The sequence below is a fragment of the Azohydromonas lata genome, from assembly GCF_034427735.1.
Classification (GTDB): domain Bacteria; phylum Pseudomonadota; class Gammaproteobacteria; order Burkholderiales; family Burkholderiaceae_C; genus Azohydromonas; species Azohydromonas lata.
The window spans coordinates 1-23,912 of record NZ_JAXOJX010000028.1 but is presented as its reverse complement, the minus strand read 5'-3'; the positions used below and the strand labels follow the sequence as shown (position 1 = coordinate 23,912).

The window sequence follows — 23,912 nt, the reverse complement described above, 5'->3', positions numbered from 1 at the left end:
TCAGTAAGTCTCCAGGTGCAAGCGGCCCTCCCGCTTGAGTTGCTGGTGCAGGGCCGGCCAGTCGAGGTCGTATTGGACAGCCACGTCGCGCAGCACTTCCAGCACGCCGGCCTCCATGCCCTTGAGGCCGCAGACGTAGAAGCAGGTATTGGAGTCTTTCAACAACACGGCCAAATCGGCCGCGCGCTCGCGCATTGCATCCTGTACGTAGCGTCGCGGCTGCCCAGGCGTGCGCGAGAAGGCAAAGTTGATGTCCATGAAATCCTTGGGCAGGTTCATGAGCGGGCCGAAGTACGGCAACTCCTGCTGCGTGCGCGCGCCGAAGAACAGCAGGAGCTTGCCGCTCTCGCCCTGGCCGCGGCGGCGACGGCGGCGCTCGGTCATGGCGCGCATGGGGGCGCTGCCCGTGCCGGTGCAGATCATCACCAGATGGCTGCCCGCGTGGTTGGGCATGAGGAAGCTGGCGCCGAAGGGGCCTATGACCTGCACCGGGTCACCCTTCCTGAGGTCGCACAGGTAGTTGGACGCCACGCCGCGCACCGGACGGCCCTGGTGGTCCACGGTCACGCGCTTCACGGTGAGCGAGACGTTGTTGTAGCCGGGGCGCTCGCCGTCGCGCGGGCTGGCGATGGAGTACTGGCGCGCATGGTGCGCCCGCCCGCTCTCGTCCACGCCCGGCGGCAGGATGCCCAGCGACTGCCCTTCCAGCACCGGAAACGGCAGGTTGCCGAAGTCCAGGACGATGTGGTGCGTGTCGCTGTCGGTGCCCGCCTCCGTCACCCGGTAGTTGCCGGCCACGGTGGCCGTCACCGGGTTCTTGTGCCCATAGAGGTTGACGTAGGGGTGCGAGGCCGACCACGGCGGCACCTGCGAGCCGTTGACTGCGTCCGCCAGCAGGCTCTCCTGCGCCAGCACCTGCGGGCCGGCCGACTCGGCCGCCGTTTCCAGGTTCAGGCCCAGCGCCTTTTCCGCGGGCAGCTCGTCCCAGGTGAACTGCTCCTCGATGGAATAGGCCTCCTGCCGCAGCACGGTGCGCCAGTTGTCTATTGCCCCGGTCGGGCAAGGCGGCACGCAGGCCATGCAGAGGTTGCACTTGCCCGCGTCCACGACGTAGTTGGTGCCGTCGTGGGTGATGGCATCCACCGGGCAGGTTTCCTCGCAGGTGTTGCAGCGGATGCAGATCTCGGGGTCTATCAGGTGCTGCTTGAGCACGGCAGGCGACACGGCGGGCAAGGCGGCGTTCATGTTGTCTCCTCGGCACGGAAAGCAAGGCCCCTGGGCGACGGGCGGCCAGGGGCCTTGAAGCTTCCCTCGCGGGCGGGCGTTTCAGCGTCAGTTGAAGCGCACGTAATCGAAATCGATGGGCTGGCGGTTGATGCCCATGACCGGCGGCGCGATCCAGTTGGCGAACTTGCCCGCATCCACCACGCGGCCCATGAGCGAGGCGACGAAGGCGCGGTCCTCGGCGCTGGGCAGCCAGTCGTCGTGGCGCGCGGCCCATTCCTCGGCACTCACCACCTGCCCCTGCGGCGTGACGTTGGCGCCGGCCAGCGTGCCTATCCTGCGGTTGAACGCCTTGTGCGGCGCCACCAAGCGAAACGGGATGCCGGCCTTCTCGATGACCTTGTTCCAGCGGTTCACGCCGCCTATGGAGTCCTTGATGTAGTCGTCGCGCAGCACCTCGTTGAGCGCGTTGAGCAGGGGCACCTCGCGCTCCACCAGCTGGCCGCCGCTGCCGGCCTTTTCCACGCCCAACACCTTGTAGGTGCGGCCGTGCAGGCGGTGGTCGTCCTCGCGCTTGGTCTCCTCGAAACGGCCCTTCAGGCCGGAGTTGTAGAAGATGGCCGCGTTGCTGGACTCGTCGGCGCCGAAGAGGTCTATCGTCACGCTGAAGTGGAAGTTCAGGTAGCGCTGGATGGTGGGCAGGTCGATGACGCCGGCGGCGCGGATCCTTGCGGGATCATCGGTCTTGAGCTGGTTCATGACCTCGCAGGTGCGCGCGATCACGCGCGACACGCCGGACTCGCCCACGAACATGTGGTGCGCCTCCTCGGTCAGCATGAACTTGGTGGTGCGCGCCAGCGGGTCGAAGCCGCTTTCGGCCAGGGCGCAGAGCTGGAACTTCCCGTCCCGGTCCGTGAAGTACGTGAACATGTAGAAGGACAGCCAGTCGGGCGTCTTCTCGTTGAACGCGCCCAGGATGCGCGGGTTGTCCGCGTCGCCGGAGTGGCGCTCCAGCATGGCGTCGGCTTCCTCGCGGCCGTCGCGGCCGAAGTACTTGTGTAGCAGGTAGACCATGGCCCACAGGTGGCGGCCCTCCTCCACGTTGACCTGGAAGAGGTTGCGCAGGTCGTACTGCGACGGGGCGGTCAGGCCCAGGTGGCGCTGCTGCTCCACGGAGGCCGGCTCCGTGTCGCCCTGCGTCACGATGATGCGGCGCAGGTTGGCGCGGTGCTCGCCGGGCACGTCCTGCCACGCGGCCTCGCCCTTGTGCTCGCCGAAGTTGACCTGCCGCCCCTCCTCCTTCGGGTTCAGGAAGATGCCCCAGCGGTAGTCGGGCATCTTCACGTGGCCGAACTGGGCCCAGCCCTGCGGGTCCACGCTCACGGCGGTGCGCAGGTAGACGTCGAAGTTCTGCGAGCCGTCCGGGCCCAGGTCGCTCCACCACTGCAGGTAGTTGGGCTGCCAGTGTTCGAGCGCGCGCTGCAGCGTCTTGTCTTCCGACAGGTTGACGTTGTTGGGAATCTTCTCACTGTAGTTGATGGCGGACATGGCGGTGTCTCCTGGAGCTCGTTGTGGTGGCGTCGTCAGGGCGGGATCAAACGCGGTTCAGGTCGAACTGGGCCTTTTCGCCCTTGCCGTAGACCTTGAGCGCGCCCTTGTCGCCCACGGCGTTGGGCCGCTGGAAGATCCAGTTCTGCCAGGCGGTGAGCCGGCCGAAGATGCGGGTGAACATGGTCTCCGGGCCGTTGAAGCGCAGGTTGGCTTCCAGGCCCGTGAGCGCGTCCGGCGACATGGCCGCGCGCTCCTCGATGGCCAGGCGCACCTCGTCGGCCCAATCGATGTCGTCGGGGTTGGAGGTCACCAGGCCCAGGGCAAAGGCGGCATCGGCGTCCAGCGGCTGGCTCAAGCGGGCCCGCACGGCGTCCAGCGCGGGCGCCTCGTCATAAAAACGCCGGCCCAGGCGGGACTGGCCCGTGGCCATGGGGAACAGGCCGAAATTGGATTCGGTGGCAACGATGCGCGGCGCCGCCGCCTCGTCGTCCGGCAGCGCCAGCATGTAGCTGCGGTCGCCGGCCAGCGCCAGCTCCAGCAGCAGCCCGGCGAAGCAGGAGCCCGGCTCGACCAGCGCGAACAGCGTGCGGGAAGACACGTCCAGCCGCGAGAACACGCGGCGCAGCAGGCCCGTGGTTTCGCGCACCAGCCAGTGCTGCTGGTGCTCGCGCAGCGTGGCGTCGGCCGCCAGCACCGCCTGCGCGTCGCCCTCGGTCTTGAGCAGCCAGGTGCCGATGTCCGGCTCATTGGTGCGCATGGAGAGGATGGCGTCGTCCAGCTCACGCGCCATCTGCAGCGGCCACCAATCGACGCCCGCGGCCTCTATGCCGGCCACGTCGCGCGGCTGGTCGGCACCAGGCGCCTTGACGGTGAACGTGGCGGCGCGCTTGGCACGGTCGATCTCCACCGTGACGAAGCCGTAGCGCAGCGCGTCAGCCTCGATCAGCCGCTGCAGCGGCCGCAGTGGCACGCCCTGGGCGCCGGCCGGCCGGTCGCTCTGCTCGGCCAGCGCCTGGGCCCGCTCATGCACCTTCTGCGCGAACTGGGCCGGCTTGGCCACATGGTCCACCAGGCGCCAGTCCTTGGCCTTCTGGCCGCGCACGCCCTCGGTGGTGGTGCAGAAGATGTCGGCCAGGTCGTGGCGCACCTTGCGCTTGTCGGTGACGCGGGTGAGGCCCCCGGTGCCGGGCAGCACGCCCAGCAGCGGCACTTCCGGCAGGCTCACGGCGGAGGAGCGGTCGTCCACCAGGATGATCTCGTCGCAGGCCAGCGCCAGCTCGTAGCCCCCGCCGGCGCAGGCGCCGTTCACGGCGGCGATGAACTTCAGGCCGGAGTGGGCGCTGGAATCCTCCATGCCGTTGCGCGTCTCGTTGGTGAACTTGCAGAAGTTCACCTTCCACGCGTGGCTGGAGACGCCCAGCATGAAGATGTTGGCGCCGGAGCAGAAGATGCGGTCCTTGGCGCTGGTGACGATGACGCTGCGCACCTCGGGATGCTCGAAACGGATGCGGTTGAGCGCATCGTTGAGCTCGATATCCACCCCCAGGTCGTAGCTGTTGAGCTTTAACTTGTAGCCCGGGCGCAGGCCGCCGTTTTCGTCGATGTCCAGCGTCAGCGTCGCGATGGCGCCCTCGGTGCGCAAAGACCAGTGCCGGTATTGCGAGGGTTCGATCTGGTAGTCAACCCGGTCGACTTGAGCCGTGTCGGCAACAGCAGCGTTCATCTTGTCTCCTTGGCCACCCGGCGGTTCGGATGTGCAACATCATGCAGAGCGGATGCAAAGCATGATAGTGCAGCACTGATCCAAGTCAACTCAGGGCAAGCATTTTAGTGCATATCACCGGGAAAACACTGAGCACTGGCCCCATGCCGCGCCGCCCTGGCCGCGCTTCAGCGGCCGGCTTGCTGCCGCAGCGCTTGGCGCAGGCCGCCGTAGGCCTCGCCCAAGGCCTTGCCGCTGGTGTCGAAGCTCAGGTCGGCCTTGCCGTAGAAGGCGGCGCGGCCGTCGAGGATGCGGCGCAGGTCGTCCATGGCTTCCTGGTTGCCGGCCATAGGCCGCAGGTCGCCCTGCTCGATGACGCGGCTCATGTGCTCCTGCGGCGTGGCGCGCAGCCAGACCGTGTAGCAGTGCGACAGCAGCAGGTTGAGCGTGGCGGGGTCGGACACCAGCCCGCCCGGCGTGGCGATGACGGCATCCGGGTAGAGCTGAATGGCCTCCTCCAGCGCGCGGCGCTCGTAGCGGCGGTAGGCGGTCGGACCCAGCAGGTTGTGGATTTCCCCCAAGCCGCAGCCGGCCACGCGCTCGATCTCGCGGTTGAGCTCGACGAAGGGCACGTTGAGGTCGTCGGCCAGCATCTGCCCCAGCGTGGATTTGCCCGCGCCGCGCAGGCCCACCAGCGCGATGCGCGCCGTGCGCGCATCCGCAGGGCCGGCCTGGCCGTACAGCTCGGTCAGCGCCAGGCGGGCGCGGCGCAGTTCGTCGTCGCTGCGCCCGCGCAGCAGCTCGCGGATGAGCAGCCGCTCCGGCGCGTTGGCGCCCTCGTCGCTGAGCAGATCGACCAGCTCGCAATCCAGCGCGCGCGCCACCTGGCGCAGCACCAGCACCGAGGCATTGCCCACGCCCAGCTCCAGGTTGGCAAGGTGGCGCTCGGACACGTCGCTGGCCAGCGCCAGCGCCCGCCTCGTCAAACCCTTGCGGGCGCGCAGCGAGCGCACGCGCTCGCCCAGCGCCACCAGGAAAGGCTCGCGCTGGACCTCCGCGCGCTCGGTGTTCAGGTCTTTGTGGGGGTGGGCAGTGGAGGTGTCCATGGCGGTCGGTGTTTACCCGGCTGATGCACTATATTGCTTGACCTGCAGCAAGGGTGTCGCTAACTTTCAGCCATGCACTTTAGTTCAACAACCGGGGTTCGCCCGGAGACGGAACAAACCCTCGCGGACGACAAGCTGACCATGACACCCGAACGCTTCCAGGACTTGGTCGCCTCGCTGACGGCCTCGCTGCAGGGCCAGGCCGTGGACGAGGCCTTGGCCACGCGGCTCAACGCCGAGCACCCGGCCGGCAGCCCGGTGTACGAGGCGATTTTCGAGGCCTGCCGCCAGGCCATCGCCGCGGGCTGGATGTGCAGCCGCGAGAACGACGGCATCCGCTGGGGCCGTGTCATCAAGCACGGGCCGGCGACGCACGGCTTTTCCGTGGACGTGGTGGACATGGACAACCTGGCCGGCCCTCACCACGTGCATCCCCAGGGCGAAATCGACCTGGTTATGCCCATTCAGGGCGACGGCACCGCGGGCGGCAGCGCCCGCTTCGACGGCCAGGGCGCCGGCTGGAAGGTTTACCCGCCCGGCAGCGCACACCGGCCCACCGTGAGCGGCGGGCGCGCGCTGGTGCTGTACCTGCTGCCGCAAGGCACCATCGAGTTCAGCCGCGCCGCCGCCTGAGGCGGCGACTGGCGGCAACCCACCACGCCACACGCGCCGCCACACCACCGGCCGCAGCACGACGCGCCCACCAGAGGCGCCGGCCGACGGACGGCCTGAAGCCCAAGACACCGAGGAGACACCATGGCCCACCCCATGCCCCCGCCCGCGCGTTTTAATTTTGCGCAGCACCTCATCGTGCGCAACGAAGGCCGGGCAGCCAAGGCCGCCTACGTGGAAGACCAGGCGCGCTTGAGCTATGGCGAGCTGGCCGAGCAGGTGCGCCTCGTCGCCGCGGGCCTGGCCGGCCTGGGCCTGCGCCGCGAGGAGCGCGTGCTGCTGCTCATGCACGACGGGCTGCACTGGCCCGTGGCCTTCCTGGGCTGCCTGTACGCCGGCGTGGTGCCCGTGGCGGTGAACACGCTGCTCACGGCCGACGACTACGCCTACATGCTGGGCCACAGCCGCGCGCAGGCCGCACTGGTCTCCGGCGCGCTGCTGCCCACGCTGCAGGCGGCCCTGGAGCGCGGCCCGCACGAGCTGCAGCACCTGGTGGTGTCGCGCGGCAGCACCCTGCCCGCGGGCGCGCTGGACTTCGACGCCTGGCTCACCGGGCAGGTGCCCGCGCCCAAGTGCGCCGACACGCTGGCCGACGACATCGGCTTCTGGCTGTACTCCTCCGGCTCCACCGGCCGCCCAAAGGGCACGGTGCACACCCACGGCAACCTGTACTGGACGGCCGAGCTCTACGCGCGCCCGGTGCTTGGGCTGCGGGAGGACGACGTGTGCTTCAGCGCCGCCAAGCTCTTCTTCGCCTACGGCCTGGGCAACGCGCTGAGCTTTCCGCTGTCGGTGGGCGCCACCACGGTGCTGATGGCCGAGCGGCCCACACCGGACGCGGTGTTCAAGCGCTGGGTGGCGCAGCGCCCGACCGTCTTCTTCGGCGCGCCCACGGGCTACGCCGGCATGCTGGCCTCGCCCAACTGCCCAACGCGCGCCCAGGTGGCGCTGAGGCTGTGCTCGTCCGCAGGCGAGGCGCTGCCGCGCGAGATCGGTGAAAAATTCAAGGCGCGCTTTGGCGCCGACATCATCGACGGCATCGGCTCCACCGAGATGCTGCACATCTACCTCTCCAACCGGCCCGGCGACGTGCGCTACGGCACCAGCGGCACGCCGGTGGAGGGCTACGAGGTGGAGCTGCGCGACGAGGCCGGCGCCGTCATCGCGGGCGCCGACCAGGTGGGCGACCTCTACATCCGCGGCCCAAGCGCGGCGCTGATGTACTGGAGCAACCGCGACAAGAGCCGCGACACCTTCCAGGGCACCTGGACGCGCAGCGGCGACAAGTACATCCGCGACGCCGAGGGCTACTACGTCTACGCCGGCCGCAGCGACGACATGCTCAAGGTCAGCGGCCAGTACGTGTCCCCCTTCGAAGTGGAGTCCACGCTCATGCAGCACCCCGCCGTGCTGGAAGCCGCCGTCATCGGCGTGCCGGACGACCACGGCCTCACCCGCGCCAAGGCTTTCGTCGTCCTCAAGGACCCGCGCGATGCGGGCGACGCCCTGGCCGAGACCCTGAAAGGCTTCGTCAAGGAACAACTGGCGCCCCACAAGTACCCGCGCCAGGTCGTGTTCCTCACCGAGTTGCCCAAGACCGCTACCGGCAAGATCCAGCGCTTCAGGCTGCGCGAGCGCGAGGCGGCCCAGTAGGCGGGACGGCCGGCATGAGCGGCGCGTTGGGCGGCCGGCTGCATGCGGAGTTCCCCCGCTGGACGCTGCCCGCCGCGCTTTGGACCATCGAAGCCCCGGCGGCGTCCCCCGCCCCCCCGGCAGCTTCATCACGACACACACCTCAAGGAGACGACGCCATGACCTTCACCCACACCCTGGGCGCCCTGGCCGCGGCCGCCCTGCTGGCGGCGCCGCCAGCCTGGGCCCAGGCGGGCGCCAAGCTGAAAGTCGGCTTCATGCTGCCCTACACCGGCACCTACGCGGCGCTGGGCAGCGCCATCGAGAACGGCTTTCGGCTCTACGTGCAGGAGCAAGGCGGCAAGCTCGCCGGGCGGGAGATCGAGTTCCTCAAGGTGGACGACGAGTCCGACCCCTCCAAGGCCACCGACAACGTCAACAAGCTCATCAAGCGCGACCAGGTGGACGTGATCATCGGCACCGTGCACTCCGGCGTCGCCATGGCCATGGCCAAGGCGGCACGCGAGAGCAACACGCTGCTCATCGTTCCCAACGCCGGGGCCGATGCCGTCACCGGCCCCATGTGCGCCCCCAACATCTTCCGCAGCTCGTTTTCCAACTGGCAGCCGGCCTACGCCATGGGCGACGTGGCGGCCAAGCGCGGGCACAAGAAGGCCATCACCATCACCTGGAAGTACGCCGCGGGCGACGAGTCGGTGGCCGGCTTCAAGGAGGCGTTCGAAAAGGGCGGCGGCCAAGTCGTCAAGCAATTGAACCTGCCCTTCCCCAACGTCGAGTTCCAGGCGCTGCTCACCGAGATCGCCGCGGCCAAGCCCGACGCCGTCTACACCTTCTTTGCCGGCGGCGGCGCGGTGAAGTTCGTCAAGGACTACGCTGCCGCGGGGCTCAACAAGACCATCCCGCTCTATGGCGCCGGCTTCCTCACCGACGGCACGCTGGAAGCCCAGGGCGACGCCGCCCAGGGGCTGCTGACCACGCTGCACTACGCCGACGGGCTCAACACCCCGCGCGACAACGCTTTCAGATTGGCCTATGCCAAGGCATTCAAGCTGCAGCCTGACGTGTATGCCGTGCAGGGGTATGACGCCGCGCAGATGCTGGGCGTGGGCCTGAACGCGGTGAAGGGCGACGTGAGCAAGAAGGCCGAGTTCGGCGCCGCGCTCAAGGCGGCCAAGATAGACAGCCCGCGCGGCCCCTTCACCATCGCCAAGAACAACAACCCGGTGCAGGATTTCTACCTGCGCAAGGTCGAGGGCAAGGAGAACAAGAGCATAGGCATCGCCGTGAAGGCGCTGGCCGACCCGGGGCGCGGCTGCAAGCTGTGATCGCCTGAGCGACCAGGGCCCGGCAAGGGCCCTTGTTCTTGAAGTACCCGCCCGCGGCCCGCGCCGCGGGCCTTGAAGGGGCGCCGCATGGACCTCGCGACCTTCCTCATCCAGTGCCTCAACGCCGTGCAGTACGGGCTGCTGCTGTTTCTCGTGGCCTCGGGGCTCACGCTGATCTTCGGGATCATGGGCGTGATCAACCTGGCCCACGGCAGCTTCTACATGATCGGCGCCTACATGGCCTACGCGCTGGCGCCCTGGGTCAACCAGACGCTGGGCGGCGGCTTCTTCACCACGCTGCTGGTGGGCATGGTGCTGTCCGTGCTGCTGGGCTACGTGCTGGAGTGGGTGTTCTTCAGCTACCTCTACGAGCGCGAGCACCTGCAGCAGGTGCTCATGACCTACGGGCTGATCCTCGTGTTCGAGGAGCTGCGCTCCATCGTGGTGGGCAACGACGTGTACGGCGTGCAGCCGCCGGACTGGCTTTCCGGGTCCATCCCCCTGGGCGACGTCATGACCTATCCCGTCTACCGCCTCTTCATCTCCGCCGTGTGCATCGCCGTGGCCGTGGGCATGTGGGCGCTGATCACGCGCACGCGGCTGGGCATGCGCATTCGCGCGGGGGCCAGCAACCGCGAGATGGCGCGCGCCATGGGCGTGAACATCCGGCTGCTCTACCGCATCGTGTTCGCGCTGGGCGTGGCGCTGGCCGCCCTGGCCGGGATGATCGCGGCGCCCGTCTCCAGCGTGTATCCCAACATGGGCGCGGGCGTGCTCATCGTGTGCTTCGTGGTGGTGGTCATCGGCGGCATAGGCTCCATCAAGGGCGCGCTGGTGGCGGCGCTGCTGGTGGGCTTCGTGGACACCTTCGGCAAGGTGCTGTTCCCGTCCGCCGCCGGGCTGGCGGTGTACGTGCTGATGGCGCTGATGCTGCTGTGGAAGCCCGAGGGGCTGTTCAAGGCCGGTTGAGTTGGAGACGATCATGAATACCACCACCTTGTCCGCCCTGCCCGCTTCGGCCCAAGCGGCGGCGCCGGCCCCGCGGCGCTCGCTCAAGGCCGTGCCCGTGCTGCTGGGCTTTGCCGTGCTGGCGCTGCTGCCGCTGGGGCTCTCCGGCTTCTACGTCGAGCTGACGATGAAGATCATGATCCTGGCCCTGTTCGCCCTCAGCCTGGAGCTGCTGGTTGGGCAGACCGGCCTCGTGTGCTTCGGCCATGCCGGCTTCTTCGGCATAGGCGCCTACGTGGCGGCGCTGCTGACGCCGCAGGCCGGCGGCGCCTCGCTGTGGTGGCTGCTGCCGGCGTCCATGGGCGCGGCGGGGCTGTACGCGCTGGCGGTGGGCGCGCTGTCGCTGCGCACCAAGGGCGTGTACTTCATCATGATCACGCTGGCCTTTGCGCAGATGGCCTACTTCGTCGCCCACGACACGCCGTTGGGCGGCGGCAGCGACGGCATTTATCTCTACTTCAAGCCTGAAGTGAAGTTGGGCGATTTCCAGCTCCTGGACCTGGACACGGGTCACACCTACTACTACTTCGTCCTGGGCTGCCTGGCCGCCACGTTCGCGCTGCTGGCGCTGCTGCTGCGCAGCCGCTTTGGGCGGGCGCTGGCCGGGATCAAGGCCAACGAGCAGCGCATGCGCGCGGCGGGCTTCGCCACCTATCCGTACAAGCTGGCGGCCTTCGTGCTGTCGGCCTCGCTGGCCGGGCTGGCCGGCTTTCTGTACGCGCTCAAGGACGGCTTCGTGAACCCGGAAATCCTGTCCTGGCACCACAGCGGCGCGGTGCTGCTGATGATCATCCTGGGCGGCCTGGGCCATCTGCGCGGCGCGCTGCTCGGGGCGCTCGCCTTCACGCTGCTGCAGGAGCTTTACCAGTCCGAAGCGATCTTCGGCGCCTTCGCCAAGCACTGGCAGCTCTCGCTGGGCCTGACCATCATCGCCTTCGTCGCGCTGCTGCCGCACGGGCTCGTGGGCCTGTTCAACCGCAAGGAGGCCCAGTGATGGCCGCCGTCATGAACCCGGGCGCAGCCACGGACGCGCTGCTCGTGGCCAAGGAGGTCTCGCGCCGCTTCGGCGGTTTAAAAGCCGTGGACGGCGTCTCGCTCACGCTGGAGCGCGGCAGCCTGCATGCCGTCATCGGCACCAACGGCGCGGGCAAGTCCACGCTGATCAACCTGCTCTCCGGCGAGATCCCGCCCAGCGCGGGCCGCGTGCTGCTCATGGGCCAGGACGCCACCGGCTGGAGCCAGCCCAGGCGCGCCCGCGCCGGCCTGGGCCGCTCCTACCAGCGCAACACCATCTTCGTGAACTTCACCGTGCGCGAGAACTGTCGCCTCGCCGCGCAATCGCGCTGGCAGCGGGCCTGGGACTGGTGGACGCCCGCGCAGCGCTGCGCCTCCAGCCAGGCGGCGGCCGAGGAGGCGCTGCGCAAGGCGGGCCTCACCGCGCAGGCCGGGCGCATCGCCGGGGCGCTCTCGCACGGACAAAAGCGCCAGCTGGAAATCGCCATGTGCCTGGCGACGGCTCCGAAGGTGCTGCTGCTGGACGAGCCGCTGGCCGGCATGGGTGCGGAGGAAACCGAGCGCATGCTGGCGCTGCTGGGAGAGCTGAAAAGCGAGCACGCCATCCTGCTGGTGGAGCACGACATGGACGCCGTCTTCCGCGTGGCCGACCGCATCACCGTGATGGTCAACGGCCGCGTCATCGCCAGCGACACGCCGGCGGCGGTGCGCTCCAACCGCGAAGTGCAGATCGCCTACCTCGGAGAGAGCCACTGATGAGCGCCGCACAGCCCTCCCAAGACGTCCTGCTGGAAGCCAGTGACTTGCACGCCCACTACGGCCAGAGCCACGTGCTGCAGGGCGTGGCGCTGCGCATCGCGCGCGGCGAGGCCGTCGGTCTGCTGGGCCGCAACGGCATGGGCAAGACGACGTTCATTCGCACCCTGCTGGGCCAGGTGCGTGCCAGCGGCGGGCGGGTGCGCGTGGCCGGGCGCGACATGACGGGGCAGCCCACGGAGCGCATCGCGCGTTTGGGCATCGGCTACGTGCCGGAGGGCCGCGGCGTGTTTCCCAACCTCAGCGTGCGCGAGAACCTGGTGATGGCCGCCCGCCCCGGCACGCGCGGGCAGCGGGACTGGACGCTGGAGCGTGTCCTGAAAACCTTTCCGCGCTTGGCCGAGCGGCTGGACCACGGCGGCGGCCAGCTCTCCGGCGGCGAGCAGCAGATGATGGCCATTGGGCGGGCGCTCATGACCAACCCCGAGCTGATGATCCTGGACGAGGCCACCGAGGGCCTGGCGCCGCTGGTGGTGGCCGAGATCTGGCGCGTCATCGGCCTGATCCGCGCCAGCGGCATCGCCTCGCTGGTCGTGGACCGCGACTTCCGCAAGGTGCTGACCCACACCGACCGCTGCGTGGTGCTGGAAAAGGGGCGCGTCGTGCTGGAAGGCCCCTCTGCCGCGCTGGCCAAGGACGAGGCGGCGCTGCACCGATACCTTGGCGTTTGAAACTTGTACGTTGCTTGAGAGGGTGCAGCAACCGGCGGTGATTCACACCGCCTGCAACCGCCCCCGCATCCCCGCCGTCGTCCACAGCTCGCCGTCCCGGTGGGCGATCAAAGCCTCCACGCCGGCACGCCGGATCAGCGGCAGTGCATCGCGCCCAAGCACCATGGCTGCGGCGCCCAGGCCGTTGACGGCTTCCAGGTCGTGTGAGACCAGCGTCACGCCGTGGGGCCCCTGCGCCGGGTAACCGGTCTTGGGATCGATGACATGGTGGTAGCGCCGCCCGTCGCGCACGAAGCAGCGCTCGTAGTCGCCTGAGGAGGCGACGAAGCCGTCCCTCACCTCCAAAGCCCCCAGCAGCCGTTGCGGCTGGCGCGGGTCGCGCACGCCCACGCGCCACGGCGGCGCCGCGGGCGCGCTCATGGCCAGCACGTCGCCCCCGCCGTTGATGAGCGCGGATTGCAGCCCCTGCCCGCGCAACATATTCAAGCCTTCGCGCAGGATATACAGCTTGGCAATACCACCCAAATCCAGCCGCATGCCGCGCTTTGGCAAATAGGCCATTTGCCTGTGGCGGTCTACTACCAAGTGACTATATCCCACCGACGCCAGATGGCTGTATATGTGGGACGGCGCCGGCATTTGTGGATGGCCGGCATCAAAATGCCACAAACCCAGCGTGCCAACCGTCATGTCGAAGGCGCCGCCGCTATTTCTCGCCACCAATTGCCCCATTTCCAAAACTGTCAATAGTTCTTTGGAAATAGGCACCGGTTGAAGACCGGCCGACAGTGCGATGGCGCCCACGCGGCTGGTGGCCTCGTAGTGGCTCATCTCGGCCGCGAGCGCGGCCATGCGCGCGAAGGCGGCGTCCAGGGCCGGGCGCAGCTGGGCTGCGTCCGGCGAGGCGGCGGCGATGTCCACGCGCGTGCCCATGAGCTCGCGCGACTCGCGCAGGCGGACGTCCTCATGCCGGGCCAAGGCCGCCGCGCGCCGTGGCCAGGCCGCCACGCAGCCGCCCAGCGCCAGCGCGGCAGCGCCCAGCGCCAGCCGGCGGCGCTGCGGGTCGGCCAGGCCGGGAGCGGGCACACGGACCGCGGTAGCGCGTGCAAACCTTTGATTCATAGGGCGTCCGCCGAATCGCAAGCGCTCAGCGCGAAGCCGCGACCATGTAGTCCACGGCGGCCTTGACCTCGTCGTCCTTGAGCGCCGTGTTGCCGCCGCGCGCCGGCATCTGGCCCTTGGCGCCGTTGAACCCCTCCAGCGCGTGCTTGTAGAGCGTGTCCACGCCCTGGGCGATGCGCGGGCCCCAGTCGTCCTTGTCACCCGGCTTGGGCGCGCCGGCCACGCCGGCGCTGTGGCACATGGCGCAGGTGCTGCCGAACACCTTCTTGCCCAGCGGGTTCTCCGCCGGTGCAGGCGCGGCCACCGGTGCCGGGGCGGCGGCCACGGGCGTGGGCGCCGGGGCGCTCTCCTTCTGGCCGCAGGCTGCCAATATCGCCAGTGCGCACACGGCCAGACCCAATCCCATATGTTTCATGGAAAATCCCGTAAAGCTTGATTTCGACGGGCACACGGCCAGACCCAATCCCATATGTTTCATGGAAAATCCCGTAAAGCTTGATTTCGACGGGCAAATTCTAGAATCAGGCCTTCATCGAAAAGCACACGCTTTCACTCGGCCTTGATCTAGCGCAAATCGAAAATCAGCCTCACTCTGAATCATCCGCCCTGCCTGAATGGAGAAACGTCGGCGTGAAGGCAATATTTAATCCACGCCGCAAGAAACTTGAACTGGTTTAAGGAAATTTCCATGGACATGGGCTTGAAAAAGAAACCGGCGGGCGCCGAAACCGGCCTGGCCCGCCGCCGCTTCCTGAACACCGCCGCTGCCGCCGGCCTGGCCGGCGTGGGCATGGCCGCCTGTTCCGACAAGCCGGCCTCCGCGCCCGCCGCCACGGCCCAGGCCAGCGCGCCGCACGCGCAGCCCAACCCCGGCGAGGGCGCGGGCAGCATTCACCTCAAGCCCGGCGAGCTGGACTCCTACTACGGCCTCTGGAGCGGCGGCCACACCGGCGACATGCGGGTGCTGGGCCTGCCCTCGGGGCGCGAGATCACGCGCATTCCCGTGTTCGTCCCGGACGCGCTGGTGGGCTGGGGCATCACCAACGAGTCCAAGGACATCATGGGCCGCAAGGCCGACGGCAGCCTGAAGTACACGGTGGCCGACACCCACCACACCCACGCCTCGTACAAGGACGGCGACTACGACGGCCGCTACGCCTGGATCAACGACAAGATCAACGCCCGCATCGCCCGCGTGCGGCTGGACACCTTCACCTGCGACAAGATCACCGAGCTGCCCAACGCCCAGGGCTTCCACGGCATCTTCCCCGACAAGCGCGACCCGGTCGATGAGGCCGTCAACTACACCACGCGCGTGTTCTGCGGCAGCGAGTTCCACATCCCGCTGACCGCCGCCGACATCGACAAGCCCGAGAAGTACCGCGCCATCTTCAGCTGCGTGGACGCCGAGAGCATGCAGCTGCGCTGGCAGGTGCTCATCGACGGCAACTGCGACCTGGTGGCCACCTCCTACGACGGCAAGCTCGCCGCCACCAACCAGTACAACACCGAGAACGGCGTCAAGTACGAGGACATGATGTCCGCCGAGCGCGACGCCTGCCTCTTCTTCAACGTCGCGCGCATCGAGGCCGCGGTGAAGGCCGGCAAGTTCAAGACCATCGGCGACTCCAAGGTGCCCGTGGTGGACGGCACCCGCGACGCCAACGCGGACCCCAAGACCGCCCTCACCGCCTACGTGAGCGTTCCCAAGAACCCTCACGGCGTCAACGCCAGCCCCGACGGCAAGTACTTCATCTGCGCCGGCAAGCTCTCGCCCACGGGCACCGTCATCGAGCTGGCCAAGGTGCTGGACTGGTTCGACGGCAAGCTGGAGAAGATCGACCAGGCCATCGTCGCCGAAGTCGAGCTGGGCCTGGGGCCGCTGCACACCGCCTTCGACGGCCGCGGCAACGCCTACACCACGCTGTTCCTGGACAGCCAGGTCGTGAAGTGGAACGTGGACGCCGCCATCAAGTTCCACAACGGCGACAAGAACGCCAAGTACGTGGTGGACCGCGTGGACGTGCAATACCAGCCCGGCCACCTCAACGCCACGCACTCCGAGACCAAGAGCGCCGACGGCAAGTACCTCGCCGTGGGCTGCAAGTTCTCCAAGGACCGCTTCCTGCCCGTGGGCCCGCTGCACCCGGAGAACGAGCAGTTCATCGACATCTCCGGCGAGAAGATGGTGCTGCTGGCCGACCACCCGGTGCGCGGCGAACCGCACGACTTCATCATCTTCCGCCGCGACATCATCAAGCCCAAGCAGATCTACAACCTCGACGACCACCCGCAGGCCGTCAAGAGCGCGGCCGACGGCGGCCTCACGCGCAAGGGCAAGAAGGTCACCGTGCGCATGGTGTCGCAGGCCCCGGCCTTCAGCATGCGCGAGTTCAAGGTGAAGTCCGGCGACGAGGTCACGCTCTTCCTGACCAACCTCGACAAGGTGGAAGACCTGACGCACGGCTTCGCCATCCCGAACCACAACGTCAACTTCATCGTCAATCCGCAGGAAACCAAGTCGGTGACCTTCACCGCCGGCAAGCCGGGCGTGTACTGGTGCTACTGCACCCACTTCTGCCACGCCCTGCACCTGGAGATGCGCACGCGCATGATCGTCGAGGCCTGACGGCCGCCCGCCCGCACCCCGGCGGCCCGTCTCCCAGGCCGCCGGGGGCGGGCCCTTGCCCCCGCCCATGAAGCTCCTGTCACTCCTGCTGCGCCTCGTGGCGCTGGCCGCGGCGCTGCTCAACGCACCGCCGCTGTGGGCCACCGCCTACGAGGCCGAGCTGCCCGCCGGCATCCACGGCCCGCGCCTGTGCGACTTCGCGCCCTGCGCCGAGGTGTTCCCCGGCGCCACGTCCTTTTCCGAGCGCAAGGGCCAGCCGCCCTACGTCGAGGCCTACGCGGCCGCCCAGGGGCACAAGAAGCTGCTGGGCTACGTGATGCTGTCCACCGACATCACAGACACCCCGGCCTACTCCGGCAAGCCGGTGGTCACGCTGATCGGCATGGACGTCAAGGGCCGCTTCACCGGCGTGAAGGTGCTCAAGCACTCCGAGCCCATCCTGCTGCTGGGCATCCCGGAGTCGGCGCTGACGAAATTCAACGACCAGTACCTGGGCAAGTTCGTCGGCGACAACATAGAAATCGGCCGCTCGCGCCCCGACGAGGGCGTCATCGGCCTGGACGCCATCTCCGGCGCCACCGTCACCGTGATCGCGCAGAACCAGGTCATGCTGGCCTCGGGGGCCGCGGTGGCGCGCCAGACCGGCATCCTCGCGCCCGTGGTGCGCCCGCAGGCCACCTTCACCGACGCGGGCCGCCGCCTGGACTGGGCGGCGCTGGCGCGCGAGGGCCTGGTGCAGCGCCTGGTGGTCTCGCCGCAGCAGGTGGGCCTGGACGGCAAGAGCGGCGCGCCCTTCATAGACCTCTGGTTCGGCCTGCTCAACCCGCCCGAGGCCGGCCGTTCGCTGCTGGGCCCCGCGGGCTGGCAGCGGGTGATGGAGCAGCTCAAGCCGGGCGAGCAGGCGCTGTTCGTGATCCGCACCGGCGGCGCCGAATCGTTCAAGGGCTCCGGCTTCGTGCGCGGCGGCCTCTACGACCGCGTGCAGGTGCGCCAGGGCATGGACACCTTCACCTTCCGCGACCTGGACTACATGCCCCTGTACGGCCTGGCCGCCGCCGGCGCGCCGGCCTACGGCGAGTCGGCCATTTTCATCGTCCGCTCGCCGGCCTTCTCGGCCGCCTACCCCTGGAAGCTCAATTTCCTGGGCAACCGCGTGGACCGCGCTACCGGCACGCGCAGCTTCGCCAACTTCGAGACGCCCTACTGGCTGCCGGACGGCGTGCTGCAGGGCGGCCGCCCGCAGGTGGACGAGCCCGCCGCGCCCTGGGTCAAGGTGTGGAAGTCGCGCGCACGGGACATCGCCCTCTTCGCCGCGCTGCTGGTGGCCGTGGCCACGGCCTATGCGCTGCGCGACCAGCTCACCCGCCGCGCCACGCGCAAGAACAAGTGGCCGGTCAACGCCTTCAAGTACTCGGCCTGGGGCCTGAGCATCGGCTTCGTGGGCTTCGGCGCCATGGCGCAGCCCTCGGTGACGCAGGTGCTGACCTGGTTCCACGCGCTGCTGTTCCACTGGACCTGGGCGCTGTTCCTGAGCGATCCGTTCATCTTCCTGTTCTGGATCTTCATCATCGTCACGGTCTTCGTCTGGGGCCGCGGCCTGTTCTGCGGCTGGCTGTGCCCCTTCGGCTCGCTGTCGGAGGCGCTGTACAAGCTCGGCGGCGCCCTGGGCTTGAAGCGCTTCCAGCGCCAGCTGCCCCGCGCGCTGCACGACAAGCTCAAGTGGGTCAAGTACGGCGTGTTCTTCGGCCTGCTGGCCGTGTCCATGTTCTCCATGGGCCTGGCCGAGAAGCTGGCCGAGGTGGAGCCGTTCAAGACCACCTTCCTCGTCGGGTGGGGCCAGCGCGCCTGGCCGTACACGCTGTTCGCGGCCAGCCTGCTGGGGCTGTCCCTCTTCGTGGAGCGGCCCTTCTGCAAGTACCTGTGCCCGCTGGGCGCGGCGCTGGCCATGCCGTCCACGTTCCGCTGGTTCGGCCTGCGCCGCAAGCAGGCGTGCAGCAGTTGCAAGGCCTGCGCCGTGGGCTGCGGCGCGCAGGCCATAGACGCCGACGGCCGCATCGACCACCGCGAGTGCCTGCACTGCCTGGACTGCATGGTGCTCTACACCGACACCCACGCCTGCCCGCCGCTGGCCAAGGAGAGAAAGCGCCGCGAGCGCGAGGGCCTGCCGCTGACGCCCGTAGGCCGCGACGGCCACTTCATCCCCATCGTGCCCGTCGTGTCCGCAGCGCCGGCCCAGGGCCCGGCCGCCAGGAGCTGAACGCCATGGTCGATCCCCGCATGCCCACCGACCCGGTGGAGCCGCCCTTCCTCGCCACGGGCACCGGCGCCGGCGCCCGCTGGGCCGCCGAAGCCTGGGACCACCTGTGGCCCTGGCGCCGCGGCGTGGCCGCGCCCAACCTGGCGCTGCGCGCGGCCGGCATCGCGCTGGCCCTGGCGGCCAGCCTGGCCTGGGTGCTGGGCGCCCTGGGCGAGCTGCGCGCGGGCGCGCTCATCGCCTGGTGGTTCGGCTGGAGCGTGTACGAGGTGCTCATCCGCCTCAACGCCAAGCGCTACGTCAAGGACGGCCCGTGGTGGGGCCGGCGCTTTCGCCGTGCCGGCGTGATGGACATGCTCTGCTACGTCGGCTTCAAGAACCTGCTCATGGGCGCGGCGCTGTTCCTGGCGCTCAAGGCCGCGGGCGTGCTGGTGACGCCGGCATGAACGCGATGCGCCGCCTGCGCGCCCTGCTGGCCCTGCCGGCGCTGCTGCTGCCGCTGGCCCTGCACGCCGCCACCTGGACCGTGCATCCCGGCCAATCCATACAGCCCGTGCTGGACCGCGCCGCCGCCGGCGACGTCGTCGAGATCGAGCGCGGCTTCTACGCCGGCCAGCTGTTGATCAGCAAGCCGCTGACGTTGCGCGGTCTGCAGCGCCCCACGGTCAGCGGCGGCCAGCAGGGCGACACCATCCGCATCGCCGCCCCGGACGTCACCCTCGAAGGCTTGATCGTGCGCGACTCCGGGGACAGCCTGCTGAAACAGAACGCGGGCATCTACGTCGCGCCGGGCTCGCACCGCGCGGCCGTGCTGCGCTGCGACCTCGTCTACAACCTCTTCGGCCTGTGGATCGAGAAGGCCGACGGCGTGCGCGTGGAGCACAACCTCATCGTCGGCAAGCGCGACTACGCCTCCTCGCAGCGCGGCAACGGCGTGCAGCTCTACAACACGACCGGCGCGCAGATCGTGGGCAACCACATCAGCTTCGTGCGCGACGCGCTGTACGTGGACGTCTCTCACCACGCCGTCTTCCGCGCCAACCGGCTGCACCACAGCCGCTACGGCACGCACTACATGAACTCCTACCACAACCTGTGGGAGGACAACGACAGCTACCGCAACCGCGGCGGCCTGGCGCTCATGGAGGTGCGCGACCAGATCGTCCGCAACAACCGCGCCTGGGGCAACACCGACCACGGGATCATGCTGCGCACGCTGCAGGACTCGGTGATCGAGAACAACGTCGTGGCCGGCAACGCCCGCGGCTTCTTCATCTACGACGTGGAGTACGCCCAGCTCAAGGGCAACCTCGTGGTGGACAACCAGGTGGGCGTGCACCTCTCGGCCGGTTCCACCCGCAACCGCGTCGAGGGCAACGATTTCGTGGGCAACCGCGAGCAGGTGCGCTACGTCGGCGCCAAGGACGAGATCTGGGGCGCGCAAAGCGGCAACCACTGGAGCAACTACCTGGGCTGGGACCGCGACGGCGACGGCCTGGGCGACGTGCGCTACGAGGCCAACGACCTGGTGGACCGCCTGGTGTGGCGCCACCCCGCGGCGCGGCTGCTGCTGGCCAGCCCTGCGGTGCAGGCGCTGCGCCTGGTGGGCCAGCAGTTCCCGCTGCTGCGCGTGCCCGGCGTGGTGGACCCCAAGCCCCGCATGCACCCCGCGCACCCGAACTGGAATGAATGGAATGGCAAGCAGTCCCCTCTCGAACCCTGAGGCCGGCTTGGCCGGCGCGGCCCCGGTTGCGGCATCACGCCCGTCGCTGGCCGGCGACAGCGCCATCACCCTGCGCGGCGTGGTCAAGCAGTACGGCGCCGTGCGCGCCGTGGACGGCGTCGATCTGGACGTGCGCCGCGGCGAGGTGCTGGGCCTCATAGGCCACAACGGCGCGGGCAAGAGCACCCTCTTCAAGATGATGCTGGGCCTGCTCGCGCCCACGGCCGGCGAGATCCTGGTGCAGGGCGCGCCGGTGAGCGGGCGCGGCTTTCGCGCCGTGCGCCGCGGCATCGGCTACCTGCCGGAAAACGTGGTGCTCTACGACAACCTGAGCGGCCTGGAGACGCTGCGCTTCATGGCCCGCCTCAAGGGCGTGGCCCAGAGCGAGTGCAGCGCCGCGCTGGCCCGCGTGGGCCTGGGACACGCCGGGCAGCGCGCGGTGCGCGGCTACAGCAAGGGCATGCGCCAGCGCCTGGGCTTCGCGCAGGCGCTCTTGGGCAAGCCCCAGGTGCTGTTCCTGGACGAGCCCACCACGGGGCTGGACCCGGAGGCCATACGCGCCTTCCACGCCACGCTGCGCGAGCTCAGCGACGAGGGCGTGACCCTGGTCATCACCTCCCACATCCTGGCCGAGCTGCAGGACCGGGTGGACCGCCTGGCCATCCTCACCAGCGGCCGCATCACGGCGCAGGGCAGCGTGCAAAGCCTGCGCGAGGGCCTGGCGCTGCCGCTGCGGCTGGAGCTGCGCGTGGCCGAGTCCGGCCGCGAGGCGGTGCGCCAGGCGCTGTGCGCGCTGCCGCTGGAGGGCCTGTCCTGGCAGGGCTTGCAAGCCACGGCCCGCTGCGCGCGCGAGGCCAAGATGGCCGTGCTGGCGGCGCTGGCCGGCCTGCGCGGCGCGGTGCTGGACCTGCAGTTGCACGAGCCCTCGCTGGAAGACGTGTTCTTCGGCCTGGCGCACTGAAGCGAGGAGCGCCGCCATGGAATTCGCACAAGTCCTGACCATCGCGCACAAGGAGCTGCGCGACCGGCTGCGCAACCGCTGGGTGCTGGCCATCGCGCTGGTGTTCACGGCCTTCGCGCTGGTCATCGCCTACTTCGGCGGCGCGCAGCAAGGCGCCGTCGGCCTGCGCAACATCGAGTTCACCATCGCCAGCCTGGTGAGCCTGGTGATCTACCTGATCCCGCTGATCGCGCTGCTGCTGGGCTTCGACGCCATCGTGGGCGAGCGCGAGCGCGGCTCGCTGGACCTGCTGCTGGCGCTGCCCATCACGCGGCTGGAGCTGCTGCTGGGCAAGTACCTGGGGCTGGCCGCGGCGCTGAGCCTGTCCACCATCGCCGGCTTCGGCGCGGCGGCGCTGCTGCTGGGCGCGCAGGCCGGGCGCGCGGCGCTTGGGCCGTACCTGGGCTTCATGGGCAGCTCGGTGCTGCTGGGCCTGGCCTTCCTGAGCCTGGCCGTGATGCTCTCCGTGGTCGCCGCCGACCGCACCCGCGCGTCGGGCCTGGCCATCGCGCTGTGGTTCTTCTTCGTCCTGGTGTTCGACCTGGTGCTGCTGGGCCTGCTGGTGCTCACCGGCGGGCAGGCCGGCGGCGACTGGTTCGCCTGGGCGCTGCTGCTCAACCCGGCGGACGTGTTCCGCATCCTCAACGTGTTTTCCCTGGACGACGTGCGCACGCTCTACGGCCTCTCCAGCATCGTCCCGCCCGCGCTGGCCAAGCCCTGGCTGATGGCGCTGGTGATGCTGGGCTGGATCGCCGCGCCGCTGTCCATCGCTACCTGGAGATTCCGTCCGTGAAGTACCCCCGCCGAAGCCTGCTCCTGGCCGCCTGCGGCCTGCCCCTGGTCCTGATGGGCTGCAGCCGCGCCGACTCCGCCCCCGCGCTGGTGGCGCAGGACATCGTGCCCGGCACCACCTGCGACTTCGACGGCATGCTGCTGTCCGACTACCCCGGCCCCAAGGCGCAGGTGTTCTACGCCGACGCCGCGGCGCCCGTCTTCTTCTGCGACACCGTCGAAATGTTCTCCGCGCTGTTGCGCCCGGAACAGGTGCGCGCGGTGCGCGCCGTGTTCACGCAGGACATGGCCCGCGCCGACTGGCAGGAGCCGCGCGGCCACTGGTTCGACGCGCGCAAGGGCTTTTACGTGATCGGCAGCAAGCGCCACGGCTCCATGGGGCCGACCTTCGCCAGCTTCGCGGCCCAGGCCGACGCGGGGAAATTCGCCGCCGAGTTCGGCGGCAAGGTGCACGCGTTCGCCGAAGTGACGCCCGACATGGCGGACCTGTGCGGCGGTGCGAAGCACGACCGGCAGATGTAGTTGCCCCCCGCAAACACGGTGTTAGACCGTCTAACACCCGCCTTGCGCCTCGCTTCGTCATGCCCGCGAATGCGCACTGCTGTCCGGGGAAAACTGGAAAGAACTTGCATCCCGTCAGCAAAGGGGCGTCGCACTCCATTTCGTCATTCCCGCGAAGGCGGGAACCCAGGCGGTCCCCAAGCTGATCGCAAGCGACGTGGTTGCGCATGGCACCGTTTTCGGCTCCGCGCTTCCTGCTTCTCTGCTTGCGTTGAAGCGTGGGACCGCCTGGGTCCCCGCCTTCGCGGGGATGACGAAGTAGTAGGCGGAGATTGAGCAACTGACGGCTGACGGCTGCTTTCACGCTTCCGCTCAGGCCTCGCGCACCGGCCTTTCAATCACGGCCCTTTGCAGCCACCCCCATGCGCCGGCCTTGTAGGAGGCCCGCTGGCGGGCCGAACGGCCTCGCCGCGCCGTGGGCCTCTCTCGGCAGCCCATCTGGTTCAGATGCCGGTTCGGCCCGCCAGCGGGCCTCCTACAACCCGGCGCCTGGGCGGCCTGTTTCACGCGCCGCCCTCCCCAGCCACCACCCATAGCGCAGCAGCCAGACCAGGCTCACGAGGGCCCAGGCCCCCGCGGCCACCGGCAGCAGCCAGGCCGCCCCCGCGGGCCACAGCCCCCAGGCCACGCGCGCCAGCACGGCGGCCTGCAGCAGGTGGAACAGCGCCCACAGCACCTCGTCGGCCACCACCGCGCGCCCGATCTGCGCGCAGGCCACGCGTGAAGCCATGGCCAGCAGCAGCGTGCCCAGGAAGCCCAGCGTGTAGGCATGCAGCGCCGCGTCCGCCGCGCCCAGGGCCGACAGCAGCAGCGCCACCGCCAGCCAGAACACCCCGCGCAGCAGCATGGCCGGCAAGCGCTGGCGCACCGCCGGCAGGCGGCGCCAGCGCGTCCACAACCCCAGCAGCAGCACGCCGGCCCCGCCCAGCGCCACCGAGGCCGCGGCGTCCAGCACGCCCGGCAGCGGCCCAAGCAGCAGCGCCACCGCCCGCAGCACGCCCTGCAGCGCCATCACGCCCGCCAGCGACCACAGCAGCCAGGCGGGCCAGCGCGCATCCAGCCGCGGCGCGGCGTCGCCCATGAACGGCA

19 protein-coding genes and 1 pseudogene are annotated in these 23,912 nt (G+C 69.3%); 13 read left to right on the top strand and 7 right to left on the bottom strand.

Annotation, left to right across the window (positions count from 1 at the left end; all coding sequences use genetic code 11):
* The 4 genes from boxA to SM757_RS17065 form a co-directional block, all read right to left on the bottom strand.
* The gene (gene boxA, locus SM757_RS17080) at nucleotides 1-1,245 is read right to left on the bottom strand and encodes a benzoyl-CoA 2,3-epoxidase subunit BoxA (protein ID WP_322466410.1); all 1,245 of its coding nucleotides are present in this window, start codon (nucleotides 1,243-1,245) and stop codon (nucleotides 1-3) included.
* A gap of 87 nt (nucleotides 1,246-1,332) precedes the next feature.
* Nucleotides 1,333-2,772: a benzoyl-CoA 2,3-epoxidase subunit BoxB gene (gene boxB, locus SM757_RS17075; RefSeq protein ID WP_322466409.1), complete on the bottom strand. Its 1,440-nt coding sequence runs from the start codon at nucleotides 2,770-2,772 to the stop codon at nucleotides 1,333-1,335.
* 46 nt (nucleotides 2,773-2,818) lie between these two features.
* Nucleotides 2,819-4,498, bottom strand: coding sequence for a 2,3-epoxybenzoyl-CoA dihydrolase (gene boxC, locus SM757_RS17070; RefSeq protein ID WP_322466408.1), 1,680 nt, complete (start codon nucleotides 4,496-4,498; stop codon nucleotides 2,819-2,821).
* Nucleotides 4,499-4,665: 167 nt separating this feature from the next.
* A complete protein-coding gene (locus SM757_RS17065; protein WP_066337692.1) occupies nucleotides 4,666-5,583 on the bottom strand; it encodes a helix-turn-helix transcriptional regulator in 918 nt (305 codons plus the stop codon).
* Between the two features lie 141 nt (nucleotides 5,584-5,724).
* Here SM757_RS17065 and SM757_RS17060 point away from each other — a divergent pair, with 141 nt between their 5' ends.
* From SM757_RS17060 to SM757_RS17030, 7 genes are all read left to right on the top strand, one after another.
* Nucleotides 5,725-6,216 carry a 4-hydroxylaminobenzoate lyase gene (locus tag SM757_RS17060; protein WP_322466407.1) on the top strand — a complete coding sequence of 164 codons (492 nt, stop codon included), beginning with the start codon at nucleotides 5,725-5,727 and terminating at the stop codon, nucleotides 6,214-6,216.
* Nucleotides 6,217-6,351: 135 nt separating this feature from the next.
* Entirely contained in the window at nucleotides 6,352-7,908 is a 1,557-nt protein-coding gene (locus tag SM757_RS17055; protein WP_322466454.1) for a benzoate-CoA ligase family protein, read from the top strand.
* Between the two features lie 158 nt (nucleotides 7,909-8,066).
* Complete coding sequence (locus tag SM757_RS17050) at nucleotides 8,067-9,233, top strand: ABC transporter substrate-binding protein (RefSeq protein WP_066337688.1); 1,167 nt, start codon at nucleotides 8,067-8,069, stop codon at nucleotides 9,231-9,233.
* 87 nt (nucleotides 9,234-9,320) lie between these two features.
* Complete coding sequence (locus SM757_RS17045) at nucleotides 9,321-10,202, top strand: branched-chain amino acid ABC transporter permease (protein ID WP_322466406.1); 882 nt, start codon at nucleotides 9,321-9,323, stop codon at nucleotides 10,200-10,202.
* Between the two features lie 13 nt (nucleotides 10,203-10,215).
* Entirely contained in the window at nucleotides 10,216-11,235 is a 1,020-nt protein-coding gene (locus SM757_RS17040) for a branched-chain amino acid ABC transporter permease (RefSeq protein ID WP_322466405.1), read from the top strand.
* Nucleotides 11,235-12,011: an ABC transporter ATP-binding protein gene (locus tag SM757_RS17035; protein WP_322466404.1), complete on the top strand. Its 777-nt coding sequence runs from the start codon at nucleotides 11,235-11,237 to the stop codon at nucleotides 12,009-12,011. Before SM757_RS17040 ends, SM757_RS17035 begins: the two co-directional genes overlap by 1 nt.
* Nucleotides 12,011-12,742 (top strand): ABC transporter ATP-binding protein, encoded by a 732-nt coding sequence (locus SM757_RS17030; RefSeq protein WP_322466403.1) that lies wholly within the window; start codon nucleotides 12,011-12,013, stop codon nucleotides 12,740-12,742. Before SM757_RS17035 ends, SM757_RS17030 begins: the two co-directional genes overlap by 1 nt.
* A gap of 42 nt (nucleotides 12,743-12,784) precedes the next feature.
* On the opposite strand, the gene SM757_RS17025 is transcribed toward SM757_RS17030, so the two are convergent.
* Together SM757_RS17025 and SM757_RS17020 are read right to left on the bottom strand one after the other, a co-directional pair.
* Nucleotides 12,785-13,828 (bottom strand): FAD:protein FMN transferase, encoded by a 1,044-nt coding sequence (locus SM757_RS17025; protein ID WP_322466402.1) that lies wholly within the window; start codon nucleotides 13,826-13,828, stop codon nucleotides 12,785-12,787.
* Between the two features lie 61 nt (nucleotides 13,829-13,889).
* The gene (locus SM757_RS17020; RefSeq protein WP_322466401.1) at nucleotides 13,890-14,279 is read right to left on the bottom strand and encodes a c-type cytochrome; all 390 of its coding nucleotides are present in this window, start codon (nucleotides 14,277-14,279) and stop codon (nucleotides 13,890-13,892) included.
* 279 nt (nucleotides 14,280-14,558) lie between these two features.
* On the opposite strand from SM757_RS17020, the gene nosZ reads away from it, so the two are divergent.
* The 6 genes and pseudogenes from nosZ to SM757_RS16990 all read left to right on the top strand — a co-directional run bounded on the left by nosZ (nucleotide 14,559) and on the right by SM757_RS16990 (nucleotide 22,784).
* Nucleotides 14,559-16,493, top strand: coding sequence for a TAT-dependent nitrous-oxide reductase (nosZ, locus tag SM757_RS17015; RefSeq protein WP_322466453.1), 1,935 nt, complete (start codon nucleotides 14,559-14,561; stop codon nucleotides 16,491-16,493).
* A 67-nt stretch (nucleotides 16,494-16,560) separates the two neighbouring features.
* Nucleotides 16,561-19,193: pseudogene (locus SM757_RS17010) on the top strand (4Fe-4S binding protein).
* A gap of 5 nt (nucleotides 19,194-19,198) precedes the next feature.
* Entirely contained in the window at nucleotides 19,199-20,470 is a 1,272-nt protein-coding gene (locus SM757_RS17005; RefSeq protein ID WP_322466452.1) for a nitrous oxide reductase family maturation protein NosD, read from the top strand.
* Nucleotides 20,442-21,431 carry an ABC transporter ATP-binding protein gene (locus tag SM757_RS17000; protein WP_084267584.1) on the top strand — a complete coding sequence of 330 codons (990 nt, stop codon included), beginning with the start codon at nucleotides 20,442-20,444 and terminating at the stop codon, nucleotides 21,429-21,431. Before SM757_RS17005 ends, SM757_RS17000 begins: the two co-directional genes overlap by 29 nt.
* Nucleotides 21,432-21,447: 16 nt before the next feature.
* Complete coding sequence (locus SM757_RS16995; protein WP_066337665.1) at nucleotides 21,448-22,263, top strand: ABC transporter permease; 816 nt, start codon at nucleotides 21,448-21,450, stop codon at nucleotides 22,261-22,263.
* Between the two features lie 53 nt (nucleotides 22,264-22,316).
* Nucleotides 22,317-22,784, top strand: a complete 468-nt coding sequence (locus SM757_RS16990; RefSeq protein ID WP_157119028.1) for a nitrous oxide reductase accessory protein NosL — start codon at nucleotides 22,317-22,319, stop codon at nucleotides 22,782-22,784.
* A gap of 514 nt (nucleotides 22,785-23,298) precedes the next feature.
* On the opposite strand, the gene SM757_RS16985 is transcribed toward SM757_RS16990, so the two are convergent.
* The coding region (locus SM757_RS16985; RefSeq protein ID WP_322466400.1) for an NnrS family protein at nucleotides 23,299-23,912 on the bottom strand (614 nt) is incomplete at its 5' end.